Source organism: Agrobacterium rubi TR3 = NBRC 13261, assembly GCF_000739935.1.
Taxonomy (GTDB): Bacteria; Pseudomonadota; Alphaproteobacteria; order Rhizobiales; family Rhizobiaceae; genus Agrobacterium; species Agrobacterium rubi.
Window position 1 is genome coordinate 88,296 of sequence record NZ_BBJU01000001.1, and the last position, 21,484, is coordinate 109,779.

Sequence of the window (21,484 nt, forward strand, 5' to 3'; positions counted from 1 at the left end):
ATATTAATTCGTGCGGCGGCGGTTTCAACCGGTCAGGGCGTTAAAAAGTATTATTTATTTCGCATCGCAGCAAAACCGGCGACGAATGGCCGCCGATTTTGCTATTTCGATTATCTCAGAAAAACGCCTGAATCCCGGTCTGGGCGCGACCGAGGATCAGCGCATGGACGTCGTGCGTGCCCTCATAGGTGTTGACCGTTTCCAGGTTCTGGGCGTGGCGCATGACGTGATATTCGATCTGGATGCCATTGCCGCCATGCATGTCGCGGGCCTGACGGGCGATATCCAGCGCCTTGCCGCAATTGTTGCGCTTGACGATGGAAATCATCTCCGGTGCCATTTTGTGGTCATCGAACAGACGACCGACGCGCAAGGACGCCTGAAGGCCGAGCGTGATTTCCGTCTGCATATCGGCCAGCTTCTTCTGGTAAAGCTGCATGCCAGCCAGCGGTTTGCCGAACTGCTTGCGGTCCATGCCATATTGGTGGGCGCGGAACCAGCAGTCTTCGGCGGCACCCAGCACGCCCCAGGAAATGCCGTAGCGGGCGCGGTTGAGGCAGCCGAACGGACCCTTGAGGCCCGAAACATTGGGCAACAGCGCATCTTCGCTCACTTCGACGCCATCCATGACGATTTCGCCGGTGATGGAGGCGCGCAGCGACAGCTTGCCACCGATCTTGGGGGCGGACAGGCCCTTCATGCCCTTTTCCAGCACGAAGCCACGGATCTGGTTGTCATGGGCTTCGGATTTTGCCCAAACGACGAAGACATCGGCAATCGGCGAGTTGGAAATCCACATCTTGGAGCCGCGCAGGCGATATCCGCCGGAAATCTTTTCGGCGCGAGTCTTCATGCCGTTGGGGTCGGAACCGGCATCCGGCTCCGTCAGGCCGAAACAGCCGATCAACTCGCCCGACACGAGGCCGGGCAGATACTTGTCCTTCTGCTCTTCCGAGCCATAGGCAAAGATCGGGTAGATGACGAGCGAGGATTGCACGCTCATCATCGAGCGATAGCCGCTGTCGATGCGCTCGACTTCGCGGGCGACGAGGCCGTAAGCGACGTAGCTGGCTTCAGCAGCACCGTATTTTTCAGGAAGCGTCACGCCCAGAAGGCCGGTCTGGCCCATCAGGCGGAACAGCTCAGGCTCTGATGTTTCCGAGAGATAGGCTTCGTTGATGCGTGGCAGAAGCTCCGATTGGGCAAAGGCCGCTGCCGTATCGCGGATCATCCGCTCGTCTTCTGTCAGTTGGTCCTCGAGAAGAAACGGGTCCTGCCAATTGAATGCTGTGCGTTCGCTCACGGTAAATCTCCAAAATTGCTGCCGTGATTATTGGCCTTTGGCACCATCGCGGCAAGCCATGTTTACTCATTTTGCTATTACAGATAGGAATGCGCCATGACCTCGCTCAGCCGCAAACTTCTGCCCTCCACCAGCGCTCTCGCCGCCTTTGATTCCGTGGCGCGGCTGGGCAGTTTTTCGCTGGCCGCAGACGAGCTTTCGCTGACGCAAGGGGCCATCAGCAGGCAGGTTCTGTCGCTGGAAGAGCAACTTGGCGTGCGGCTGTTCGAGCGTGGCGCGCGTGGTGTTTCGCTGACTGCCGAAGGCCAGACCTATGCCAAGGCCATCGGCACGGCGCTGGGCGATATCCGCTCCGCGTCCCTGCAGATTATGACCAAAACGCATGGCAACACGCTGAACCTCGCCATGCTGCCCACCTTCGGTACGCGCTGGCTGTTGCCGCGCATTCCCAAATTCGTGGCGGCCCACCCGGAAATTACGCTCAATTTCGCCACCCGCATCGGCCAGTTCGATTTCGAAAAGGAAGGCCTCGACATGGCCATCCATATCGGCCAGCCGGATTGGCCCGCGGCGGAAAGCACGTTTCTGATGGACGAGATGGTGGCGCCGGTGTGCAGCCCGTCTTTTCTGGCCGCGCACCCCATTGCCAAGGCGCAAGATATCTCGACCCTGCCGCTGCTGCATATGGCCTCCAGACCCGGTGCGTGGGATCACTGGTTCCAGAGCCTGGGGCTTGGCGTGCAGAATGCGCCCGCCATGCGGTTCGAACAATTCTCTAGCGTGGCGCAGGGCTGCATTGCCGGTTTGGGCGTGGCGTTGATGCCGCTGTTTCTGATCGACATCGAACTCAAAGCCGGGCAACTGGTTGCCGCTTTCGATCATCAGGTCAAAAGCCCCAGTTCCTACTATGCGGTCGCTCCGCTTTCACGCATCAACCATGCTCCTGTGGTGCTGTTCAAGCAGTGGCTTCTGGCCGAGGTCGAAGCGTTTCGCGCGGAGACCGGGCGATAATTTCGCCCTTGTTTTCGTCACTTAGCCTTCGCGCACAAAAATCAACCTTACGGCGACTCGACAAAAACGAAGTTTCGCTTTAGCCTGATTAAACGTTTAATCACGAATGGACAGGCCATGACCTCGGGTCGTGCAGGCGCAAATCTGACGGCAATCGCTTTGGCACTGCGTGTGTCGACGGCAACCGTGTCCAATGCGCTCTCCGGTAAGGGCCGCGTCTCCGCCGAGCTTTCCGAAAAAATCCGCCTCAAGGCCGATGAGCTTGGCTATGTGCCCAGTATTGCCGGTCGTGCGTTGCGCACCGGCAAAAGCGGCGTTCTGGGCCTTGTCCTGCCGGATATCGCCAATCCGCTGTTCCCACAGATCGCCCAGGCCATCGAAAAGGCAGCTGATAACGCCGGTTATGGTGTGTTGATCGCCGACAGCCACGGCGATGTCGCCAAGCAGACGGAAGCGATCAACCGCCTCATCGAGCGCGGCGTCGAGGGCATGGTCATCGTACCCCGACGTGGCACGCGCATCGGCAATGTCGATTGCCCGGTTGCCGTTATCGACTCCCCGTCGACGCCCGGCAACACGGTCGCTGCCGATCACTGGGATGGTGGTTTCCAGATCGGTCGCCACCTGGCGCAACTTGGCCACCGGAAGGTGGTCATCATCGGCAACAACTCTGACTCCAACGTGCAGAACGACCGCGTCGGCGGCATCCGCTCCGGTCTTTCCGGCACGGCGGAAACCGAGACCTTGTGGATCGCGTCTCTGGAAAAGCAGGATGAGGCAGGGTGCCCTCTGGGCGTTGCAGCCAAGGTGGCGCAGGGCTTCACGGCTTTTGCCGCTGTCTCCGATCTCCATGCGTTGCGCGTTCTCACTGAATTGCAGCGCGATGGCATCACCGTGCCGGAACAGGCCAGCGTCACCGGTTTCGATGACCTCATCTGGGCGCCTGTGGTTACCCCGGCGCTGACGACCATTCGCATGGATATGGTGCGGATTGCCGATCTGGCCATCACCGCGCTGGTGCGCAGCATCGATACGGACAATCCCGAGAGCCGCTCCGCCAACGGCGGTGTCATCGCCGACATCTCGAAAGTGGCGATGGAACTGGTCACCCGCCATTCGTCCGGCCCAAACAATAAGAAGCAGGCAGCCAACAAAACCTCGACAGCAGGAGAACTTGCATCATGAAAAAGATCATTCTGGCATCCGGCACCGCGCTGATGCTGTCCATGGGTGCCGCGCAGGCGCAGGACAAGACGCTCACCATCTCCGTCTATGCCTTTGCGCAAGACGAATTCAAGGAGCTGGTCTACACACCCTTTGAAGCCAAATGCGGCTGCAAGCTGGTGGTCGAAACCGGCAACAGCGTCGAGCGTCTGGCCAAGATGGAAGCCAACAAGGCAAGCCCGGTCATCGATCTCGCCATCGTGTCCATGGCCGATGCGCTGTCTGCCGCTCGCAAGGATCTGATCCAGAAGATCGACACCTCCAAGGTGCCGAATGTCGACAAGCTCTACGACATTGCCAAGGACCCGAATGGCGACGGTATGAGCGTCGGCGTCAATTTCTACGCCACCTCCATCGTCTACCGCACCGACAAGATGAAGATCGAGTCATGGGCCGACCTCTTGAAGGACGGCGTGGTTGATCACGTCGCTTTCCCGAATGTCACCACCAACCAAGGCCCGCCTGCGCTGTACATGCTGGGCAAGGCCATCGGCAAAGACACGCCTGATCTCTCCGGCGCTATCGAGGCCGTCGGCGAAAAGAAGGACGAGATCGTCACCTTCTACGTCAAGTCCTCGCAGTTGGTGCAGCTTATGCAGCAGGAAGAAATTTGGGCAGCCCCGATCGGACGCTTCTCCTGGGCGCCTTTTACCAAGCTCGATCTGCCATTGGCGTGGGCAACGCCCAAGGAAGGCCAGACGGGCGGCATGAATGTTCTCGTTGTGCCCAAGAACGGCAAAAACGAAGACCTCGCGCTTCAGTTCATGGATTTTTGGCTCTCGACGGATGTGCAGAAGGCGCTGGCCGAAAAGCTGGTCGATAGCCCGACTAACAAGGAGGTGAAGGTGTCTGACGAGGTCGCCAACAACATCACCTATGGCGATGAGACGGCGAAGAGCCTCCAGCTCATTCCATCTGCTGCGACGCTGGATAACCGCGACAAGTGGTTGTCGGAGTGGAACGCGAAGGTTGGGCAGTAAGTTCGTGGGCGTGGGGGCGTGCTGGCGCACGTTACCCCCCTCTGTCCTGCCGGATATCTCCTCCTCAAGGGGGGAGATCAGCAGGATGCACCGACATCGCTCCCGTCTCGACGTATGAGATGGCCTGAAACTTTGCCGCGAGTCGATCTCCCCACCTGAGGGGGAGATGCCCGGCAGGGCAGAGGGGGGGGTGGCACCCACCGACGCTCAATAACAAATCCTTCGCCAAGCAAAGGCGGAGACATTTCAACACCGGAGAAGACTCCATGTTTCAAAACCGGGCGGAAGCCTTGGCACTGGCCTTGCCCGCCGCAATCTTCGCGGCGGCGGTGTTCCTCGTGCCGGTCTTTATTCTGCTGTCGGAAGGATTTCGCACTGCCGATGGCTGGACATTTCAGGCCTATGTGGATTTCTTTGCCGATCCACTGAACCGGGCCGTCTTCCTGCGCACTCTGAAGCTCGGCGCCGTCGTGACGGTCGTTTCCGCCATCATCGGTTACGCTGCGGCCTTCGCCATCGTCAACCTGCCGGCCAACTCCAAGGGCCACATGATCAACCTCGTCATTCTGCCGTTGATGATCTCGCCCGTGGCCCGCACCTATGCGTGGATCGTCATCCTCGGCCGCACCGGCATGGTAAATGAGCTTTTGAAACTGGTGGGCCTCACCGATGCGCCCATCCGCATCCTGTTTTCCGAAACGGCTGTCTTCATCGGCCTGCTGCAACTCTTCCTGCCGCTGATGATCATCTCCCTGATCAGTGCGCTCGAAAATATGCCGAAAGACGTCATCGCCGCCTCTCGCGTTTTGGGTGCCAACTGGTTGCAGGTGTTCTGGAAGGTCATTCTGCCCTTGACCAAGGAAGGTCTTGTTGTCGGCGGCACGCTGGTCTTTACCGGTTCGCTGACGGCCTATATCACGCCCGCCATTCTCGGCGGCTCCAAGGTTCTGATGCTGGAAACGCTGCTCTATCAGCAGGTTACGGTCTCCAACAACTTCGTCGCCGCCAGCGTCATCGCCTTCATTCTGATCGTCATGAGCTTTGCGGCCAACATCCTGCTCAAGCGCATCGCCACGGCAAGGAACAAGACATGACCCGGCACCTCTTCATTCCGCTCACGCTTGCGCTGGTCATCGGCTTTCTGATTGGCCCGTTCCTCATCATCGTCGCTGCCTCCTTTTCGGCGGGCGATACGCTGGCCTTTCCGCCGCAGGGCTTTTCGCTGAAATGGATCGCCAAGGTCTTCACGGTCGAAAGTTTCCGCGAAAGCTTTGCCATGTCGATGTTTCTGGCCATCGGCGGCACATTCGCGGCACTGATTCTCGGCGTGCCAGCATCCTATGCCATGTCGCGCTACAAGCTGCCCTTTTCCGAAACTATCCGCACCATCGTCTCAGCCCCGATCATCGTTCCCGGCATCATCGTCGGCCTCGCGCTGCTGCGCTACTTCGTCGTGCCCTTCGGCATCGGCATCACGCTGGCGCTGTTTCTGGCGCATACGGCGCTGATCCTGCCCTACGCTGTGCGCGTCGTTTCGGCCAGCCTCACCAATCTGCGCTCGGATATCGAGGAAGCAGCGGTGCTGCTTGGTTCCTCGCGGCTCGGCGCATTCTTCCGTGTTGTGTTGCCGAACATCAGGGGCGGCATTCTCTCGGCCTTCATTCTGGGCTTCGTGACCAGCTTCAATCAGGTGCCGGTGTCGCTGTTCCTCTCCGGTCCCGGCGTGCGCACCCTGCCCATAGATATGCTGGGTTATATGGAAATCGTCTTCGACCCATCCGTTGCGGCGCTCTCTTCGCTGCTCGCCTTCCTGTCCATCGGCATTGTCTTCATGGCCGAACGTTTTCTGGGGTTCTCCCGTTATGTCTGATGCAAATTATCTCTCGCTCCAGAACCTGTCGCTGGCCTATGGCAACTCCGTTGCCGTCAAGGACCTCAACCTCGATATCCGCAAGGGCGAACTGCTGGCATTGCTCGGCCCATCCGGCTGCGGCAAGACCACGACGATGCGCGCCATTGCCGGGCTGATGCCGGTTGCCGGTGGTCGGATCGATCTCGATGGTGTCGACATCACCCGCGTGTCCGCCAACAAGCGGGCGGTGGGGCTGGTATTCCAGTCTTACGCTTTGTTTCCGCATCTGACGGTTTATGAGAATGTCGCCTTCGGCCTGAAGCTGAAGGGCATGAAGGGTTCTGCCCTTGATGACAAGGTGGCGTCTGGGCTCAAATCGGTTGGCCTTTCCACCTTCGCGTCCCGCAAACCGGCGGAACTCTCCGGTGGTCAGCAGCAGCGCGTGGCGCTGGCTCGCTCCATGGTCATGGACCCCAAGGTTCTGTTGCTGGATGAGCCGCTGTCCAACCTCGATGCACGGCTGCGGCTGGAAATGCGCACCGAACTTCAGCGCGTGCAGAAGGCCACCGGCGTCACCATGATTTTCGTCACCCACGACCAGATCGAGGCATTGGCCTTGGCCGACCGCATTGTGGTGATGAAGAACGGTGCCATCGAGCAGATCGGCACGCCGGAAGAAATCTACAACGCACCAGTCTCGTCCTTCGTGGCTGACTTCGTCGGCTTCGAAAACATCTTTCGTCTAGAGGGTGGTTTGCTCAAGACTGATAACGGAAGCATCCCCCTTTCCGGTCAGGTTCCGAGTACGGCGGGACTTGCCTGGAGGCCGCGCATGGTGACCCTCGGTTCAGGACCTTTCGAGGGAACTGTGCGCGGCACGTCTTTTGCGGGTAATGCGCGGGAATATCTGCTGGATACGCCGCTGGGGCCGATCAAGGCCGAGGTCGATGCCGCGCTGCCGGTGCAGGACATCGGCACCCCGCTCGCCTTCGACCTGCCGGTCAGGAAAGCCGCCAGCCTGAAAGTGTTCAGCTGACCATGGGTATCTGGATCGATTGCGATATGGGCTTCGATGACATTGCCGCCATCATGGTGGCGACGTCCCACGGACTTAAGATCGATGGCCTCTCGCTGGTGTTCGGCAACGCACCGCTCGCGCAGGTGTGCCGCAATGCGGCTGGTGCCGCCGCCGCCTTTGGTTGGACATTTCCTATCCATATGGGTCGCGAAAATCCCGTTCTTGGAAAGCTGGAAACCGCACAAACCATTCTCGGCGACACCGGCATTCCAACGGTTGGTGCTGGCCTGCCCGAAGCTGCTGATCTGCCCCACAGCGATGCGTTTCAAGCGCTTTGCGACTGGCTGGCAGATGGCGGCGAAGACAAGCCTATTCTCGCTTTGGGTCCCCTCACCAACATCGCCGCGCTCTGCCTTGCAAAGCCCGATTTGGCTGCTCGCATCACCGAGTTGACATGGATGGGCGGTGGCGTGACGGTCGGAAATCACACGGCGTCTGCCGAATTCAACGCTTTTGCCGATCCCGAAGCCCTGGCCTTTGTCATCGCCCACGGACTGCCCTTGCGCATGGTCGATCTCGATCTCTGCCGCAAGGTCACCGCCGGGCTCTTGGACGTTGCGCCCATCCGTGCGGCGGGCGGTAAAAATGCCAGTTTGATTGCCGATATGCTGGAAGGCTTCATCAATATCGCGACCAGCCGCGGGCGCGATGCCATGGCGCTTTACGACCCCTGTGCCGCTGTCGCCTTAGTCGCACCGGATTGTATCGGTTGGAAAAAAGCGCGCATCGATGTCGAGCTTCACGGGACCCTCACGCGTGGCCGCACCGTGGTCGAAACCCGCGCCGCCCATGCTGAAAAATTCAACGCGCATTTCGCCGAAACGGTGGATGCTATCTGCGCCAAAACCATCATTCTCGATGCCCTGCGTCAGGAGGCCAGCCGATGAAACAGCAAACCATTATCGTTGATCGTGATGGAATGATTGATGATGTGCTGCGGGCACGTGCCGTGGCCGCAGCACGTGGCGACCAGCCATTCGACATCCTGATCAGCGGCGGCACGCTCGTTGATGTCGTCACCGGCGAGCTTCGTTTGGCCGATATCGGTATCGTCGGTCCGCTGATTGCCAGCGTTCACCAGACTGGAACTCGCAAGGACGCATCGCGCATACTCGATGCGACAGGTGCTTATGTCTCGCCGGGGCTGATCGACATGCACATGCATATCGAAAGCTCCATGGTAACGCCTGCGACCTATGCGCAGGCCGTGGTTGCGCGCGGGGTCACGACGGTTGTCTGGGACCCGCATGAATTCGGCAATGTCCACGGTATCGACGGCGTGCGCTGGGCGGCGGAAGCCAGCAAGGGCCTGCCGTTGCGCACCATCCTTCTGGCGCCTTCAAGCGTGCCATCAGCGCCGGGACTGGAGCAGGCAGGCGGCGATTTCGACGCTTCCGCCATGGCCGAAATGCTGTTCTGGCCGGAGGTCGGCGGCGTTGCAGAAGTCATGAATATGCGCGGCGTCATCGAGCGCGACCCGCGCATGAGCGCCATTCTTCAAGAAGGCCTATTTTCCGACAAGCTGATTTGCGGCCATGCCCGCGGTTTGGCTGGCAGTGATCTGAATGCCTTCATGGCAGCAGGCATCACCTCCGATCATGAACTGACATCCGCTGCCGACCTCATGGCAAAGCTGCGGGCCGGGCTGACGATCGAGCTGCGCGGTTCGCATGACCATCTCCTGCCAGAATTTGTGGAAGCGTTGAACTCGCTCGGCCACCTGCCGCAAACGCTGACGCTGTGCACCGACGATGTTTTCCCCGACGATCTTCTCAAAAACGGCGGTCTCGATGATGTGGTGCGGCGGTTGGTCCGCTACGGCTTGAAACCCGAATGGGCCCTGCGCGCCGCCACGCTGAATGCGGCGATGCGCTTGCACCGCGCCGATCTCGGCCTCATCGCCGCCGGTCGGCGGGCCGATATCGCCGTCTTCGAAGACCTGTCACAATTTGCTGCGCGCCATGTGCTGGCCAGCGGCACGCCGGTTGCAGAGGCTGGCAAGATGCTAGTCGATCTAACCGAGATGGACGCCGCACCGCTCCAGCATTCGGTGAAGCTCACGCCTCGCTCCCCCTCCGATTTCCTGGTCAAGTCCGAGGGCAACAGGGTCAAACTCGCCACCATTGACAAGCCGCGGTTCACCCAATGGGGCGAGGCGGACGCTGCCGTGGAAAACGGTTTCGTGGTGCCGCCGCAGGGCGCAACCATGATTTCCGTCACCCACCGTCACGGCAAGGCCGATCCCGTCACCCGCACCGGCTTCCTGACCGGCTGGGGCACATGGGACGGCGCCTTCGCCACCACAGTCGCGCATGACAGCCATAATCTCACGGTGTTCGGCGGCAATTCTGAGGATATGGCGGTTGCCGCAAACGCCGTCATCAAGGCAGGCGGCGGCATGGCCGTCGCATCGGGCGGCAAGGTCACTGCTTTGCTGGCGCTCCCGCTCTCCGGCCTCGTCTCGGACGCAGGTTTGGAAGATGTCGCATCCGGGTTCGAAGCCGTTCGCGATGCGGTAGGCCAAATCGTGGAGTGGCAGCCCCCCTATCTGGTGTTCAAGGCCTGCTTCGGCGCAACACTCGCTTGCAACACCGGCCCGCACCAGACGGATATGGGCATTGCTGATGTGCTGAAAGGCCGGGTGATGGAAACACCGGTGCTGGAGATTTTGGGTTAAGGCAGTAACACCCCACGCACCACCGTCATTCCGCACTTGATGCGGAATCCAGCCAGACCAAGTCCTTGGTCTGAAAGAACTTCTCGCCGCGCAAACTCGAGTTGGCTGGACCCCGCAACAAGTGCGGTGACGGAGTATGAGGGGATGTTCGTGGTCCTATTCCGCCGCCAACTCCTGCTCCACCAGCGTCGTCCAGAACGCGACACCAGACGCAATCGCCTCATCGTTGAAATCATAAGACGTATTGTGGTGCAGCGCGCCGTCCACCGCAGGGCCGTTGCCGAGCCAGACGTAGCAGCCGGGTGCCTCTGCTGCGAAGAACGAGAAATCGTCACCCGCCGTCGAAGGCGGAAAACCGGTTCGTACTTTTTCACCAAAAACGCTTTGTGCCGCCTTCAACGCACGGCTGGTCGCGTCGGCGTCATTTATCACGGGTGGAATGCGGCGGATGAAGTCGTACACCGCCTCGATGCCGAACATCGTAGCCGTTCCCTTGGCCAGCCGCCCGATTTCCTCTTCCAACTGGTCGCGGACATGCGCCGAATAGGCCCGCGCCGTGCCGCCAATGTCAACGACATCAGGAATGACATTGAGAGCCTTCGGGTCACCCGCCTGCACCGAACAGGCACTGACGACAGCCGGTTGCAGCGGATCGACCACGCGCCCGACGATGCTTTGCAGTGCGGCCAGAAAACTGCCCGCTGCCGTGATCGGATCGCGCCCCAGATGCGGCTTGGCGCCATGCGTTCCCACGCCCTTGAAGGTGACGCGCCAGCTATCGGAAGAGGCCAGTTGCGGTCCCTCGACCACAGCCATTTCATCAACGTCGAGACCCGGCATGTTGTGCAACCCATAGACGGCATCGCAGGGGAAAAGCTCGAACAACCCGTCCTCCACCATCTTCTTTGCCCCACCGCGCCCTTCTTCGGCTGGCTGGAAGATGAAGTGTACGGTGCCGGAAAAATTGCGATTCTCGGCCAGCTGCCGGGCGGCGCCCAGCAGCATCACCGTGTGCCCATCATGGCCGCAGGCGTGCATCTTTCCTGCTATGGTCGATTTGTAGGGGCGCTCGGCGATTTCGGGCATAGCAAGCGCATCCATATCTGCCCGCAGGCCGATGCGGCGTGTGCCGTTGCCGACCTGAAGCATGCCGACGACGCCGGTTTTGCCCAGACCGCGATGAACGCTAATCCCGGCCTCTTCCAGATGCTTGGCAACCAGCGCGCTGGTGCGCTCTTCTTCGAAGCCGAGTTCGGGATGCGCATGCAAGTCTCGCCGCAAAGCGGTCAGAAAGGGCAGGTCGTTTCCGAACCGGGCGAGCGGCGTCATGGGCGGCATTTCCTTGCGAAAGCAGAACTGTCTTCTTTTTCTAGTGCAGAAGCCCCTGAAAATTAATAGGAACCTTCTGACAAAACCGAAATAATTTCGCTGCGAAAGGAATGGGCATGAAGCCGCACGAGTTCTGGCAGGACATCCATGCGCCCGGCAGCTTTGATCTCGCTGGTCCTCACACCGTTTTCTTCCCAGTCACGCTCGATGGTGGTCGTCAAATCCGCCTGCCGATCCGCCCACTGGCCGATGGGCAACATGCGCTCGCATCGCTCATCATCAATCAGGCGTCCTTTCCCGTTGTCGAAGCACTGGCCGATGATCTGGCGCAAAAGCTTGCAAACTTCGATTTGGACGTCGTTGTCGGCCTTCCGACGTTAGGCCTGACGCTGGCGGCAGAGGTCGCGCGCCGTCTCTGTCACAGCCGCTACGTGCCGCTCGGGACGTCACGGAAATTCTGGTATCTGGACGAGCTGTCCGTGCCCATGTCGTCCATCACCACCCAACAGCAGAAGCGCCTCTATATCGACCCACGCATGTTGCCATTGCTGGAAGGCAAGCGGGTTGCCCTTGTGGATGATGTGATTTCCAGCGGCACCTCCATCATTGCCGGTCTGTCGCTTCTTGCGGCCTCCAACATCGAGCCCGTGGTCATCGGGGCCGCCATGCTGCAATCGGACAGGTGGCGCGAAAAACTGGCGGATTTCGGCGCGCACTGGCCGGGCAGGGTGCAGGGCGTTTTCACCACGCCGATGCTGAAAAAGGCAGGGGGTGGGTGGCAGACTTGATGGCTGTCAATCTCCGGTAGGTAAGGCCTGACCGTTTTTTCATCGTGCATATTTTTTGACTTGCGAAGCCGTGAAGGATGGGCCTAGGATCATCGGTGCCCTCCGAAGCCATGGACATCTTCCTGTCATCAAGTCCATGGTTTTAAATGAAAAAAACACTACCCTGCCTTTTGGAATTTCCGCATGCAACTGGTTTTCGACGGTCATAATGATGTACTTCTGCGGCTGTGGCGAAATGCCGAAATGGGAAGCGATCCAGTCTCGGAATTCATTGATGGCACCTATGAGGGCCATATCGATGCGCCGCGCGCCAAGGCAGGCGGATTGGCCGGCGGCATCTGCGCCATCTATATTCCATCGGGGGATCTGATCCTTCAGCAGCCGGATGCATCGGGGCATTACGTTACCCCGCTTGCAGCCCCGCTGGAGCGCCAGCCATCCTTCGATATCGCGCTCGAAAAAGCAGCGATTGCACTGCGTCTTGATCAGGCGGGCGGCTGGAAGCTCTGCCGCTCGACTACAGAAATCCGCAAGGCCATGGCCGATGGCGTCTTCGCCGCCGTGTTGCACATGGAAGGCTGCGAGCCGATTGCCGCCGATCTCGATGCGCTGGATGTGTTTTATGCCGCAGGTCTGCGTTCGCTTGGCCCCGTCTGGAGCCGCCACAATATTTTTGGTCACGGCGTTCCCTTTGCCTTTCCCATGTCGCCGGATACCGCGCCCGGCCTTACCGATGCCGGGTTTGAATTGGTGAAACGCTGCAACAAGCTCGGCATTCTCATCGATCTCGCGCACATCACCGAAAAAGGCTTCTGGGACGTGGCAAAGACCACCGACCAGCCCTTGATCGCCAGCCATTCCAACGCCCATGCGCTGACACCTGTGGCGCGCAACCTCACCGACGGGCAGATGGATGCCGTCAAGGACAGCAAGGGCTTGGTCGGCCTCAACTACGCCGTCACCATGCTGCGCCCTGACGCGCGCGATGACGCCAACACGCCGCTTTCACTGATGGTGCAGCACATCGATTACATGGTTGAGCGTATGGGCATCGATTGCGTGGCGCTCGGCTCGGACTTCGATGGTGCGACGATACCGGCGGAAATCCGCGATGCAGGCGGCAACAATAATCTTGTTGCGGCGCTCAAATCTGCGGGCTACGCTGATCAAGACCTTGCTAAAATTTGCCGGGAAAACTGGCTGCGCGTTTTGGCCCAGGCATGGCACGAACCGGCCTGAGACCGACTATAAACCGAGATACAAACAGGGGAAGACGATGAACAAATCGCTCAACAAAGCCGCCCGCATCCTTGCCACCAGTGTGGCCCTTTCGATGCTCTCTCTCGCTCCACAGGCCTTTGCTGCGACGCCCGCCGATACGCTAGTCGAAGGTTTCGCCATTGATGACATCATCACGCTCGATCCGGGTGAGGCGTTCGAGATCACCACGGCTGAAGTCACCGGCAACACCTACAGCAAGCTCGTCTCCATCGACATCACCGACACCTCAAGGGTGAAGGGCGATCTGGCAGAGAGCTGGACGACATCTGACGATGGCCTGACCTATACATTCAAGCTGAAGCAGGGGCTCAAATTCGCTTCCGGCAATCCCGTTACGGCAGAAGACGTTGCCTTCTCCATCGAGCGCGCCGTCAAGCTGGACAAATCCCCTGCTTTCCTGCTGACGCAGTTCGGCCTGAAGGGCGATAACGTCACGGAAAAGGCGAAGGCTGCGGATGCCAACACATTCGTACTGACGGTCGATAAGCCCTATGCGCCAAGCTTCGTTCTCAACGTTTTGACGGCAACCGTGGCCTCCGTGGTGGACAAGAAGCTGGTGATGGAAAAGGCGAAAGCCGTCACGCCAAGCGCCGATTACAAATATGACAGCGATTTCGGCAACGAATTCCTCAAGACCGGTTTTGCCGGTTCCGGCCCCTACAAGATCCTCGGCTGGAAGGCCAATGAGGCGGTCATTCTGGAAGCCAACCCTAATTATTACGCCGAAAAGCCAAAGCTGAAGCGCGTCGTTTATCGCCACATGAAGGAAAGCTCCGGCCAGCGTCTGGCGCTGGAAAATGGCGATATCGACGTGGCGCGTAACCTCGAGCCCGGTGACATGGAAGCCGTTTCCAAGAAGGACGGCTTTACCGTTATCTCGGCACCAAAGGGCACGGTTTATTACCTCGGCCTGAACCAGAAGAACGAATATCTGAAGAGGCCCGAAGTCGTTGAAGCCTTCAAATACCTCATCGATTACGAAGGCATTGGCGCGACCATCATCAAGGGCATCGGTGAGGTCCACCAGACCTTCTTGCCGAAGGGCCAACTCGGTGCTCTCGATGAAAATCCCTTCAAGCTGGATGTCGCCAAGGCCAAGGAATTGCTGGCAAAGGCAGGCCTGAAGGATGGCTTCACCGTCTCCATGGATGTGCGCAACACCCAGCCGGTGACCGGTATTGCTGAAAACATGCAGCAGACCTTGGCGCAGGCGGGTATCAAGCTCGAAATCATTCCCGGCGATGGCAAGCAGACGCTGACGAAATATCGTGCGCGCCAGCACGACATCTATATCGGTGACTGGGGTTCCGACTATTTCGACCCGAACTCCAATGCTGAAACCTTCACCATCAATTACGACAATTCCGACGAAGGCAAGAACAAGACGCTGGCTTGGCGCAATGCCTGGGACGTTCCTGAACTGACGAAGGAAACGCAGGCGGCACTTTTGGAGAAAGACAACGCCAAGCGTGCGGCCATGTATCAGAACCTTCAAAAGAAGGTTCTGGAAAGCGGTCCGTTCGTTGTGATCGAACAGAAGACGGAAATTGCCGGTTTCTCCAACAAGGTCAAAGGTTTGAAGCTTGGACCAAGCTTCGACACCAACTATGTCTACCCGGTCTCCAAGGAATAGTCCGGCAGGATTGATCCAGTGACCATCATTGAAACAGTGCCAAGGCCAAGGCGCGGCAAAAGCCGCGCCAACAAGCGCCTGACCGCCATCATCGGCTTCCTCGTCACCGTCATCACCACCTTTCTGGGGTTGCTGGCGGTCACATTCTTCATTGGCCGCGTCATTCCTATCGATCCTGCCTTGGCCATCGTGGGCGACCGTGCGCCTGCCCATGTGGTGGAGCGCGTGCGCGAGGAACTCGGCCTCAACCTGCCGCTCTGGCAGCAGTTTTTCCTCTACATCAAACAGGCGCTGTCGGGGGATTTCGGCACATCGGTGCTGACCACCAACCCTGTGATGACCGATATCATCCGCGTCTTTCCCGCCACCATAGAGCTTGCCACCATCGGCACGCTGATTGGTGCCGTCTTCGGCATTCCGCTTGGCGTTCTCGCCGCCGTCAAGCGCGGCAGCATCATCGACCAGATCGTGCGCATTATCGGTCTCGTCGGTTATTCCGTGCCGATCTTCTGGCTCGGCCTTCTCGCGCTTCTGGTGTTTTACGCAAAGCTGAACTGGGTCGCCTATCCCGGCCGCATGGATATCGTCTACGAATTCACGTTTACGCCGGTCACAGGCTTTTACCTGCTGGATGCCTTCTGGCAGGGACAATGGGATGTGCTGTGGGACCTTTTCCGCCACATCATTCTGCCCGCCGGTCTACTCGGCTATTTTTCGCTGGCCTATATCAGCCGCATGACGCGTTCCTTCATGCTCAATGAACTCAGCCAGGAATACATCGTTGCCGCCCGCGCCAAGGGCCTGTCGGAAACCCGCATCATCTGGTTTCACGCGCTGCGCAATGCCGCCGTGCCGCTGTTGACGGTCATCGTGCTGTCCTATGCCGGTCTGCTGGAAGGCTCCGTATTGACGGAAACCATCTTCTCCTGGCCGGGGCTCGGCCTTTACATCACCAATTCCCTGCAGAATGCGGATATGAACGCCGTTCTGGGCGGCACCATCGTGATTGGCGCTGTGTTCATCAGCATCAATCTCCTGTCCGATCTGCTCTACCGGACGCTCGATCCAAGGACGCGCAGCCGATGACGCCAGCTTCAACGCACTTGAAACCCTATAGCCGCGAGTGGCTGCTGTCCGACCGGCCTGCATCGCGCGGGCAAGCCCGGCTTGGCCGCGCCTACGTCATCTGGCGGCGGTTTTCAGAAAACCGGCTGGCGCTGGCCGGGCTCGGTATCATCATGGCACTGGTTCTGGTTGCGATATTTGCCAACGTGCTGGCCCCGCATTCGGCTGTGCAGGGGGATTTGCGCAATGCCCGCCTGCTGCCTCCCGGCAGCGAAGGTTACCTCCTCGGCACGGACGATCAGGGCCGCGATATTCTCTCGCGCCTCATCCACGGCTCGCGGCTGACGCTGTTCGTGGTTCTGCTGGTTGCCATCATCGCCGCACCCGTCGGCCTCATCGTCGGCACGGTTGCCGGTTACGCCGGTGGCTGGGTGGATGCGGTGTTGATGCGCATCACCGATATCTTTCTGGCCTTCCCGAAACTGGTTCTGGCGCTGGCGTTGGTCGCGGCACTCGGGCCGGGCATCGAGAATGCGGTGCTTGCCATCGCCATTACCTCATGGCCGCCCTATGCCCGCATTGCTCGCGCCGAAACCATGACCTTCCGCCATTCGGATTTTATAGCAGCGGTGCAACTGATGGGCGCGTCGCCGTGGCGCATCGTGCTCAAACACGTCATGCCGCTCTGCATGTCCTCGCTCATCGTGCGTGTGACGCTGGATATGGCGGGCATCATTTTGACGGCCGCCGGTCTCGGCTTCCTCGGCCTCGGCGCGCAGCCGCCGCTGCCGGAATGGGGCGCGATGATCGCTTCCGGTCGCCGTTTCATTCTCGATCAATGGTGGGTCGCGGCCATGCCGGGCATTGCCATTCTCATCGTCAGTCTCGGCTTCAACCTGTTGGGCGATGGTCTGCGCGATGCGCTGGACCCGAAGGAGGCAGGCCAATGAGTGCGCCGCTTCTGACCGTCGAAAACCTGCGGGTCAGCTTTCCCACCCGCACCGGGTTGGTGGAAGCGGTGCGCGGCGTGTCGTTTACGCTCGGCAAGGAACGTCTCGGCATCGTCGGCGAATCCGGTTCCGGCAAATCCCAAACCGGGCGCGCCATTATGGGGCTGACGCCGCCGTCTGCGAAAATCGAGGCGGATGCCCTGCGTTTCGGCGATATCGATCTTCTGAAGGCCTCGGCCAAACAGCGCCGCAGCATTCGCGGCAAACGCATCGGCATGATCCTGCAGGACCCGAAATATTCGCTCAACCCCGTCATGACCATCGGTCGCCAGATCGTGGAAACCCTGCAAACGCATGAACGCATCGGCACATCGGCGGCCAAACAGCGGGCGCTGGACATGCTGGAGGCGGTGCAGATCCGCGAGCCGGAGCGCGTCTACGGGCTTTACCCGCACGAAGTTTCCGGCGGCATGGGCCAGCGCGTCATGATCGCCATGATGCTGGTCTGTGGCCCGGAACTGCTGATCGCCGACGAACCGACATCGGCGCTGGATGTGACGGTGCAGCTGGAAGTGCTCGGCATTCTCGACAAGCTGGTGCGCGATCGGGGCATGGGCCTCATCTTCATCTCGCATGATCTGCGGCTTGTTTCGTCCTTCTGCGACCGCGTCCTCGTCATGTATGCGGGCCGCGTGGTGGAAGAGCTTCAGGCTGCCAATCTCGACAACGCCCAGCACCCCTATACGCGCGGGCTGCTTAACTGCCTGCCGAAGATCGGCGAGAACAGGCATCCGCTGCCGGTTCTGGACCGTCAGGTGGAGTGGCGCGGATGACCTCAGTTCTCTCCGTTTCCGATCTGTTGGTGGATTTCGACGGCCATATCGCGCTGGATGGCGTCAGCATCGATGTTACCAAGGGGCAATCCTTCGGTCTGGTCGGTGAATCCGGCTCGGGCAAATCCACGCTTTTGCGCGCCATTGCCGGTCTTAACCACTTCGATGAGGGCAGCCTCATGGTGGAGGGGCGCACCTACAAGAGCAAGTTTCGCGAGAAGAGCTTTTACCGCGATGTGCAGATGGTGTTTCAGGACCCGTATGGATCGCTCCATCCGCGCCAAACTGTGGATGCGCTGCTGCTGGAGCCGCTGACCATCCACGGGTTGGATGACAAGGAAGGCCGCATCACCCGTGCGCTGGATGAGGTGGGATTGGGAACCGGCTTCCGCTTCCGCTATTCGCACCAGCTTTCCGGCGGTCAGCGCCAGCGCATCGCCATTGCCCGCGCGTTGATCCTCGAGCCGAAAATCCTGCTGCTGGACGAGCCGACCTCGGCGCTCGACGCCTCCATTCAGGCCGAAATCCTCAACCTTCTGGAACAGGCTCGACATGACCGCAACCTCACCTTCCTCATGGTCAGCCACGACCTCGGCGTCATCAGCCACATGTGCGACAGGCTTGCGGTGATGAAAAGCGGCAAGGTGGTGGAAATGCTGGATGTGGAGGCGCTGGAAAGCCGGAAGTTTCAGGCGGATTATACGCGGCAGTTGCTGGTGGCGAGTGAGGGTTTCGTGCGCGATTGAGGCGTGGCGGTGATGCTGCTACAAGCTCCCTCATTCCTGTGCTTGTCACAGGAATCCAGTCGACGCGCGTCTGCGCGGCGAAAGAGTTCTTCCAGCCCAAAGACTTGGGCTGACTAGATTCCTGTGACGGGCACAGGAATGAGGGGGCACCGTCACCATGAATCTACGCGCATTGATGTATTTCGATGAGCTTGTCCGCACCAGCTCCATGCGCGCGGCGGCGGAAAATCTCAATGTTGCGCCCACCGCCGTCAGCCGTCAGATCGAAAATCTGGAAGAGTATTTCGGCACGCCGCTGGTGGAACGCTCCAGCCGCGGCGTGACGTTGACGGCAGCAGGGGAGCTTCTGGCGGAGCGGGCAGGCAAGACGCTGCGCGAGCTCGGTCACGTCCATCAGTTGATCGATGATCTCAAGGGGCTGGAGCGCGGGCGGGCCACCATCTACGCCAATGGTGCCACCGTCGCCAGCCTTCTGGCACCGGCGCTATCGCAGTTCAGCCAGACCTACCCCAAGCTGCGGTTCGAGGTGCATATCACCTCGGCACGACAGGCCATCGATGCACTGGTCTCCGCACATGCCGATATCGCCATCACCCTGTTTGCGCCGAAGACATCCGAGGTCAAAATCCTTGCAAAGCGCGAGATCGGCTATGATGTCATCCTTCCCGCAGGCCATCCCTTGGCCGATAAACCTTTGATTTCGTTGAAAGACCTCGCTGCCATACCGCTGGCGCTGCCGGAAAAGACCTTCGCGGCACGGCAGGCTTTCGATGCGCTGTTTGCGCAAGCGGGCATTGTCCTCGATCCGACCTTTACCGCCAGTTCGTTGGAATTGCTGAAAGATCTGGTGCTGGATGGTGCAGCCGTCACCCTTCTTCCGCCGCTTTCGGTCGCGCGGGAAATCGATGCCGGGCAGATGGTCGCGGTGCCGCTGGCAGGGTCCAAAGGTGTCCGCACGACCATGGAGCTCTGCGTTGCGCCGGATCGTGAACTGTCCTTTGCCGCCGCAACGCTTGCCAGCTTTATTGAGACCTTTATGGGCAGTCTGCCGAAATAGGCGGTTGATTTTTACCCTTGATGTCGTGTAGCGATTTTCGCAACGCGCTGAACACAAAATGTTTGCGCCACTCGACCGGAGACGATGATTGATGCGCAGCATGTTTTTGCAATCGGTAAACCTCACACGCCGCCTGGCCTTGGGCCTTGCCTTTGCCACCACGCTTTCAGCCATGCTGCCCGCCACGGTGGTTTTTGCAGCGGCAAAAAATTCCATCACCATCGGCATGGGCACAGAGCCTGCGGGGCTCGACCCGACAGCCGGCGCTAACGTCTTCATCGGTCAGGTCACCTGGCAGAACATCTTCCAAGGCCTCGTCACCATCGACAAGGACGGCAAGATCCAGCCGCAACTGGCGGATAGCTGGGAGATTTCCGAGGACGGCAAGACCTATACGTTCAAGCTGCATGACGGCGTGAAATTCCACGATGGCGAGACCTTCGATTCCACCGTCGCCAAGGCATCGCTGGACCGTGCGCGGGGCGACGCCTCCATCAATCCCCAGAAGCGTTTCTTCGCGGCCATCGACAGCATCGAAACGCCCAATGCGACGACGCTAATTCTGAAACTGAAGCAGCCCTCCGGCAGCCTGCTCTATTGGCTCGGCTGGCCCGCCTCGGTCATGGTCGGCACCAAATCTGCCGAGGCCAACAAGACGACGCCCATCGGCACGGGTCCGTTCACATTCGTCAACTGGGCCAAGGGCGACAAGGTCGAACTGGCGCGCAACATGGACTATTGGGACAAATCCGCGACCGTTACCCTCGAAAAGGCCACCTTCCGCTTCATTCCAGACCCGCAGGCGCAGGCCGCAGCGTTGAAATCCGGCGATGTCGATGCTTTCCCCGAATTCGGTGCGCCCGAGTTGATGGGCTCCTTCGAGGGCGACGCGCGCCTTGGCACCTTCATCGGTAACACCGAATTGAAGGTCGTCGCAGGCATGAACAATGCCGTCAAACCGTTCAACGACAAGCGCGTGCGGCAGGCGCTGATGATGGCGGTGGACCGCGCAACCGTCATCGAAGGCGCATGGTCAGGCTTCGGCACAGCCATCGGCAGCCATTACACGCCCAATGACCGTGGCTACGTCGATACGACCGGCACGCTGCCCTACGATGCGGAAAAGGCGAAGGCGTTGCTGGCCGAGGCCGGTTATCCCAACGGCTTGAGCTTCACCATCAGGGCACCGCAGATGCCCTATGCGCAGCGCACCTCGCAGGTTCTGCAAGCCATGTTTGCCGAAATCGGCGTGACGATGACCATCGAAACCACGGAGTTTCCGGCCAAATGGGTGTCGGATGTGCTGAAGGGTGCCAATTACGAAATGACCATCGTGGCGCATGCGGAGCCGATGGACATCGATATCTTTTCGCGCGATCCCTATTACTTCAACTACAAGAACCCGACCTTCAACGAGATCATCAAGAATGTCGAACTGACCGCCGATCCGGTGGAGCAGGAAGATTTGTATCAGGACGCGCAGAAGATATTGGCGGAAGATGTGCCGGCGTTGTTTCTCTTTGTGATGCCGAAGCTTGGGGTTTGGGACAAGAAGATTCAGGGGCTGTGGGAGAATGAACCGATCCCGTCGAATGTTTTGGCGGATGTGCATTGGGAAGAGTGAGGATGATGGGCTTGCTTAGTGGTGAGCGACAGTGGGCTTGGCTTACCCCCCTC

Annotated in this window: 19 protein-coding genes; 17 read left to right on the forward strand and 2 right to left on the reverse strand. The window is 59.6% G+C overall.

Annotation, left to right across the window (positions count from 1 at the left end):
• Positions 1 to 115: 115 nt before the first annotated feature.
• Positions 116 to 1,303 carry an acyl-CoA dehydrogenase gene (locus RRU01S_RS00400; RefSeq protein WP_045228256.1) on the reverse strand — a complete coding sequence of 396 codons (1,188 nt, stop codon included), beginning with the start codon at positions 1,301 to 1,303 and terminating at the stop codon, positions 116 to 118.
• A 96-nt stretch (positions 1,304 to 1,399) separates the two neighbouring features.
• Here RRU01S_RS00400 and RRU01S_RS00405 point away from each other — a divergent pair, with 96 nt between their 5' ends.
• From RRU01S_RS00405 to RRU01S_RS00440, 8 genes are all read left to right on the forward strand, one after another.
• Positions 1,400 to 2,314, forward strand: coding sequence for a LysR family transcriptional regulator (locus tag RRU01S_RS00405; RefSeq protein WP_045228257.1), 915 nt, complete (start codon positions 1,400 to 1,402; stop codon positions 2,312 to 2,314).
• A gap of 117 nt (positions 2,315 to 2,431) precedes the next feature.
• Positions 2,432 to 3,499, forward strand: coding sequence for a LacI family DNA-binding transcriptional regulator (locus tag RRU01S_RS00410; RefSeq protein ID WP_045228258.1), 1,068 nt, complete (start codon positions 2,432 to 2,434; stop codon positions 3,497 to 3,499).
• On the forward strand, positions 3,496 to 4,518 hold the full coding sequence (locus RRU01S_RS00415) for an ABC transporter substrate-binding protein (protein ID WP_045228259.1): 1,023 nt from the start codon (positions 3,496 to 3,498) through the stop codon (positions 4,516 to 4,518). The genes RRU01S_RS00410 and RRU01S_RS00415 overlap by 4 nt, the downstream gene beginning before the upstream one ends.
• 266 nt (positions 4,519 to 4,784) lie before the next feature.
• Positions 4,785 to 5,612 carry an ABC transporter permease gene (locus tag RRU01S_RS00420; protein WP_045228260.1) on the forward strand — a complete coding sequence of 276 codons (828 nt, stop codon included), beginning with the start codon at positions 4,785 to 4,787 and terminating at the stop codon, positions 5,610 to 5,612.
• Positions 5,609 to 6,388, forward strand: coding sequence for an ABC transporter permease (locus RRU01S_RS00425; protein ID WP_045228261.1), 780 nt, complete (start codon positions 5,609 to 5,611; stop codon positions 6,386 to 6,388). The genes RRU01S_RS00420 and RRU01S_RS00425 overlap by 4 nt, the downstream gene beginning before the upstream one ends.
• Positions 6,381 to 7,406, forward strand: a complete 1,026-nt coding sequence (locus RRU01S_RS00430; RefSeq protein ID WP_045228262.1) for an ABC transporter ATP-binding protein — start codon at positions 6,381 to 6,383, stop codon at positions 7,404 to 7,406. The genes RRU01S_RS00425 and RRU01S_RS00430 overlap by 8 nt, the downstream gene beginning before the upstream one ends.
• A gap of 2 nt (positions 7,407 to 7,408) precedes the next feature.
• Positions 7,409 to 8,335: a nucleoside hydrolase gene (locus tag RRU01S_RS00435; RefSeq protein ID WP_045228263.1), complete on the forward strand. Its 927-nt coding sequence runs from the start codon at positions 7,409 to 7,411 to the stop codon at positions 8,333 to 8,335.
• Positions 8,332 to 10,125, forward strand: coding sequence for an adenine deaminase (locus tag RRU01S_RS00440; protein WP_045228264.1), 1,794 nt, complete (start codon positions 8,332 to 8,334; stop codon positions 10,123 to 10,125). The genes RRU01S_RS00435 and RRU01S_RS00440 overlap by 4 nt, the downstream gene beginning before the upstream one ends.
• A gap of 156 nt (positions 10,126 to 10,281) precedes the next feature.
• Here RRU01S_RS00440 and RRU01S_RS00445 read toward each other — a convergent pair whose 3' ends face one another.
• Entirely contained in the window at positions 10,282 to 11,454 is a 1,173-nt protein-coding gene (locus tag RRU01S_RS00445; protein ID WP_045228291.1) for a M20 aminoacylase family protein, read from the reverse strand.
• Positions 11,455 to 11,570: 116 nt separating this feature from the next.
• On the opposite strand from RRU01S_RS00445, the gene RRU01S_RS00450 reads away from it, so the two are divergent.
• The 9 genes from RRU01S_RS00450 (at position 11,571) to RRU01S_RS00490 (ending at position 21,431) form a co-directional block, all read left to right on the forward strand.
• Positions 11,571 to 12,242, forward strand: a complete 672-nt coding sequence (locus RRU01S_RS00450; protein ID WP_234936010.1) for a phosphoribosyltransferase — start codon at positions 11,571 to 11,573, stop codon at positions 12,240 to 12,242.
• A 183-nt stretch (positions 12,243 to 12,425) separates the two neighbouring features.
• Positions 12,426 to 13,481, forward strand: coding sequence for a dipeptidase (locus tag RRU01S_RS00455; RefSeq protein WP_045228266.1), 1,056 nt, complete (start codon positions 12,426 to 12,428; stop codon positions 13,479 to 13,481).
• Between the two features lie 37 nt (positions 13,482 to 13,518).
• Positions 13,519 to 15,156, forward strand: coding sequence for an ABC transporter substrate-binding protein (locus RRU01S_RS00460; protein WP_045228267.1), 1,638 nt, complete (start codon positions 13,519 to 13,521; stop codon positions 15,154 to 15,156).
• Positions 15,157 to 15,174: 18 nt separating this feature from the next.
• A complete protein-coding gene (locus RRU01S_RS00465; protein ID WP_045228268.1) occupies positions 15,175 to 16,242 on the forward strand; it encodes an ABC transporter permease in 1,068 nt (355 codons plus the stop codon).
• A complete protein-coding gene (locus RRU01S_RS00470; protein WP_045228269.1) occupies positions 16,239 to 17,171 on the forward strand; it encodes an ABC transporter permease in 933 nt (310 codons plus the stop codon). Before RRU01S_RS00465 ends, RRU01S_RS00470 begins: the two co-directional genes overlap by 4 nt.
• Positions 17,168 to 18,004 carry an ABC transporter ATP-binding protein gene (locus RRU01S_RS00475; protein WP_045228270.1) on the forward strand — a complete coding sequence of 279 codons (837 nt, stop codon included), beginning with the start codon at positions 17,168 to 17,170 and terminating at the stop codon, positions 18,002 to 18,004. The genes RRU01S_RS00470 and RRU01S_RS00475 overlap by 4 nt, the downstream gene beginning before the upstream one ends.
• On the forward strand, positions 18,001 to 18,750 hold the full coding sequence (locus RRU01S_RS00480; protein WP_045228271.1) for an ABC transporter ATP-binding protein: 750 nt from the start codon (positions 18,001 to 18,003) through the stop codon (positions 18,748 to 18,750). The genes RRU01S_RS00475 and RRU01S_RS00480 overlap by 4 nt, the downstream gene beginning before the upstream one ends.
• A 157-nt stretch (positions 18,751 to 18,907) precedes the next feature.
• Positions 18,908 to 19,807: a LysR family transcriptional regulator gene (locus RRU01S_RS00485; RefSeq protein WP_045228272.1), complete on the forward strand. Its 900-nt coding sequence runs from the start codon at positions 18,908 to 18,910 to the stop codon at positions 19,805 to 19,807.
• Between the two features lie 91 nt (positions 19,808 to 19,898).
• Positions 19,899 to 21,431 carry an ABC transporter substrate-binding protein gene (locus RRU01S_RS00490; protein WP_045228273.1) on the forward strand — a complete coding sequence of 511 codons (1,533 nt, stop codon included), beginning with the start codon at positions 19,899 to 19,901 and terminating at the stop codon, positions 21,429 to 21,431.
• Positions 21,432 to 21,484: the final 53 nt, after the last annotated feature.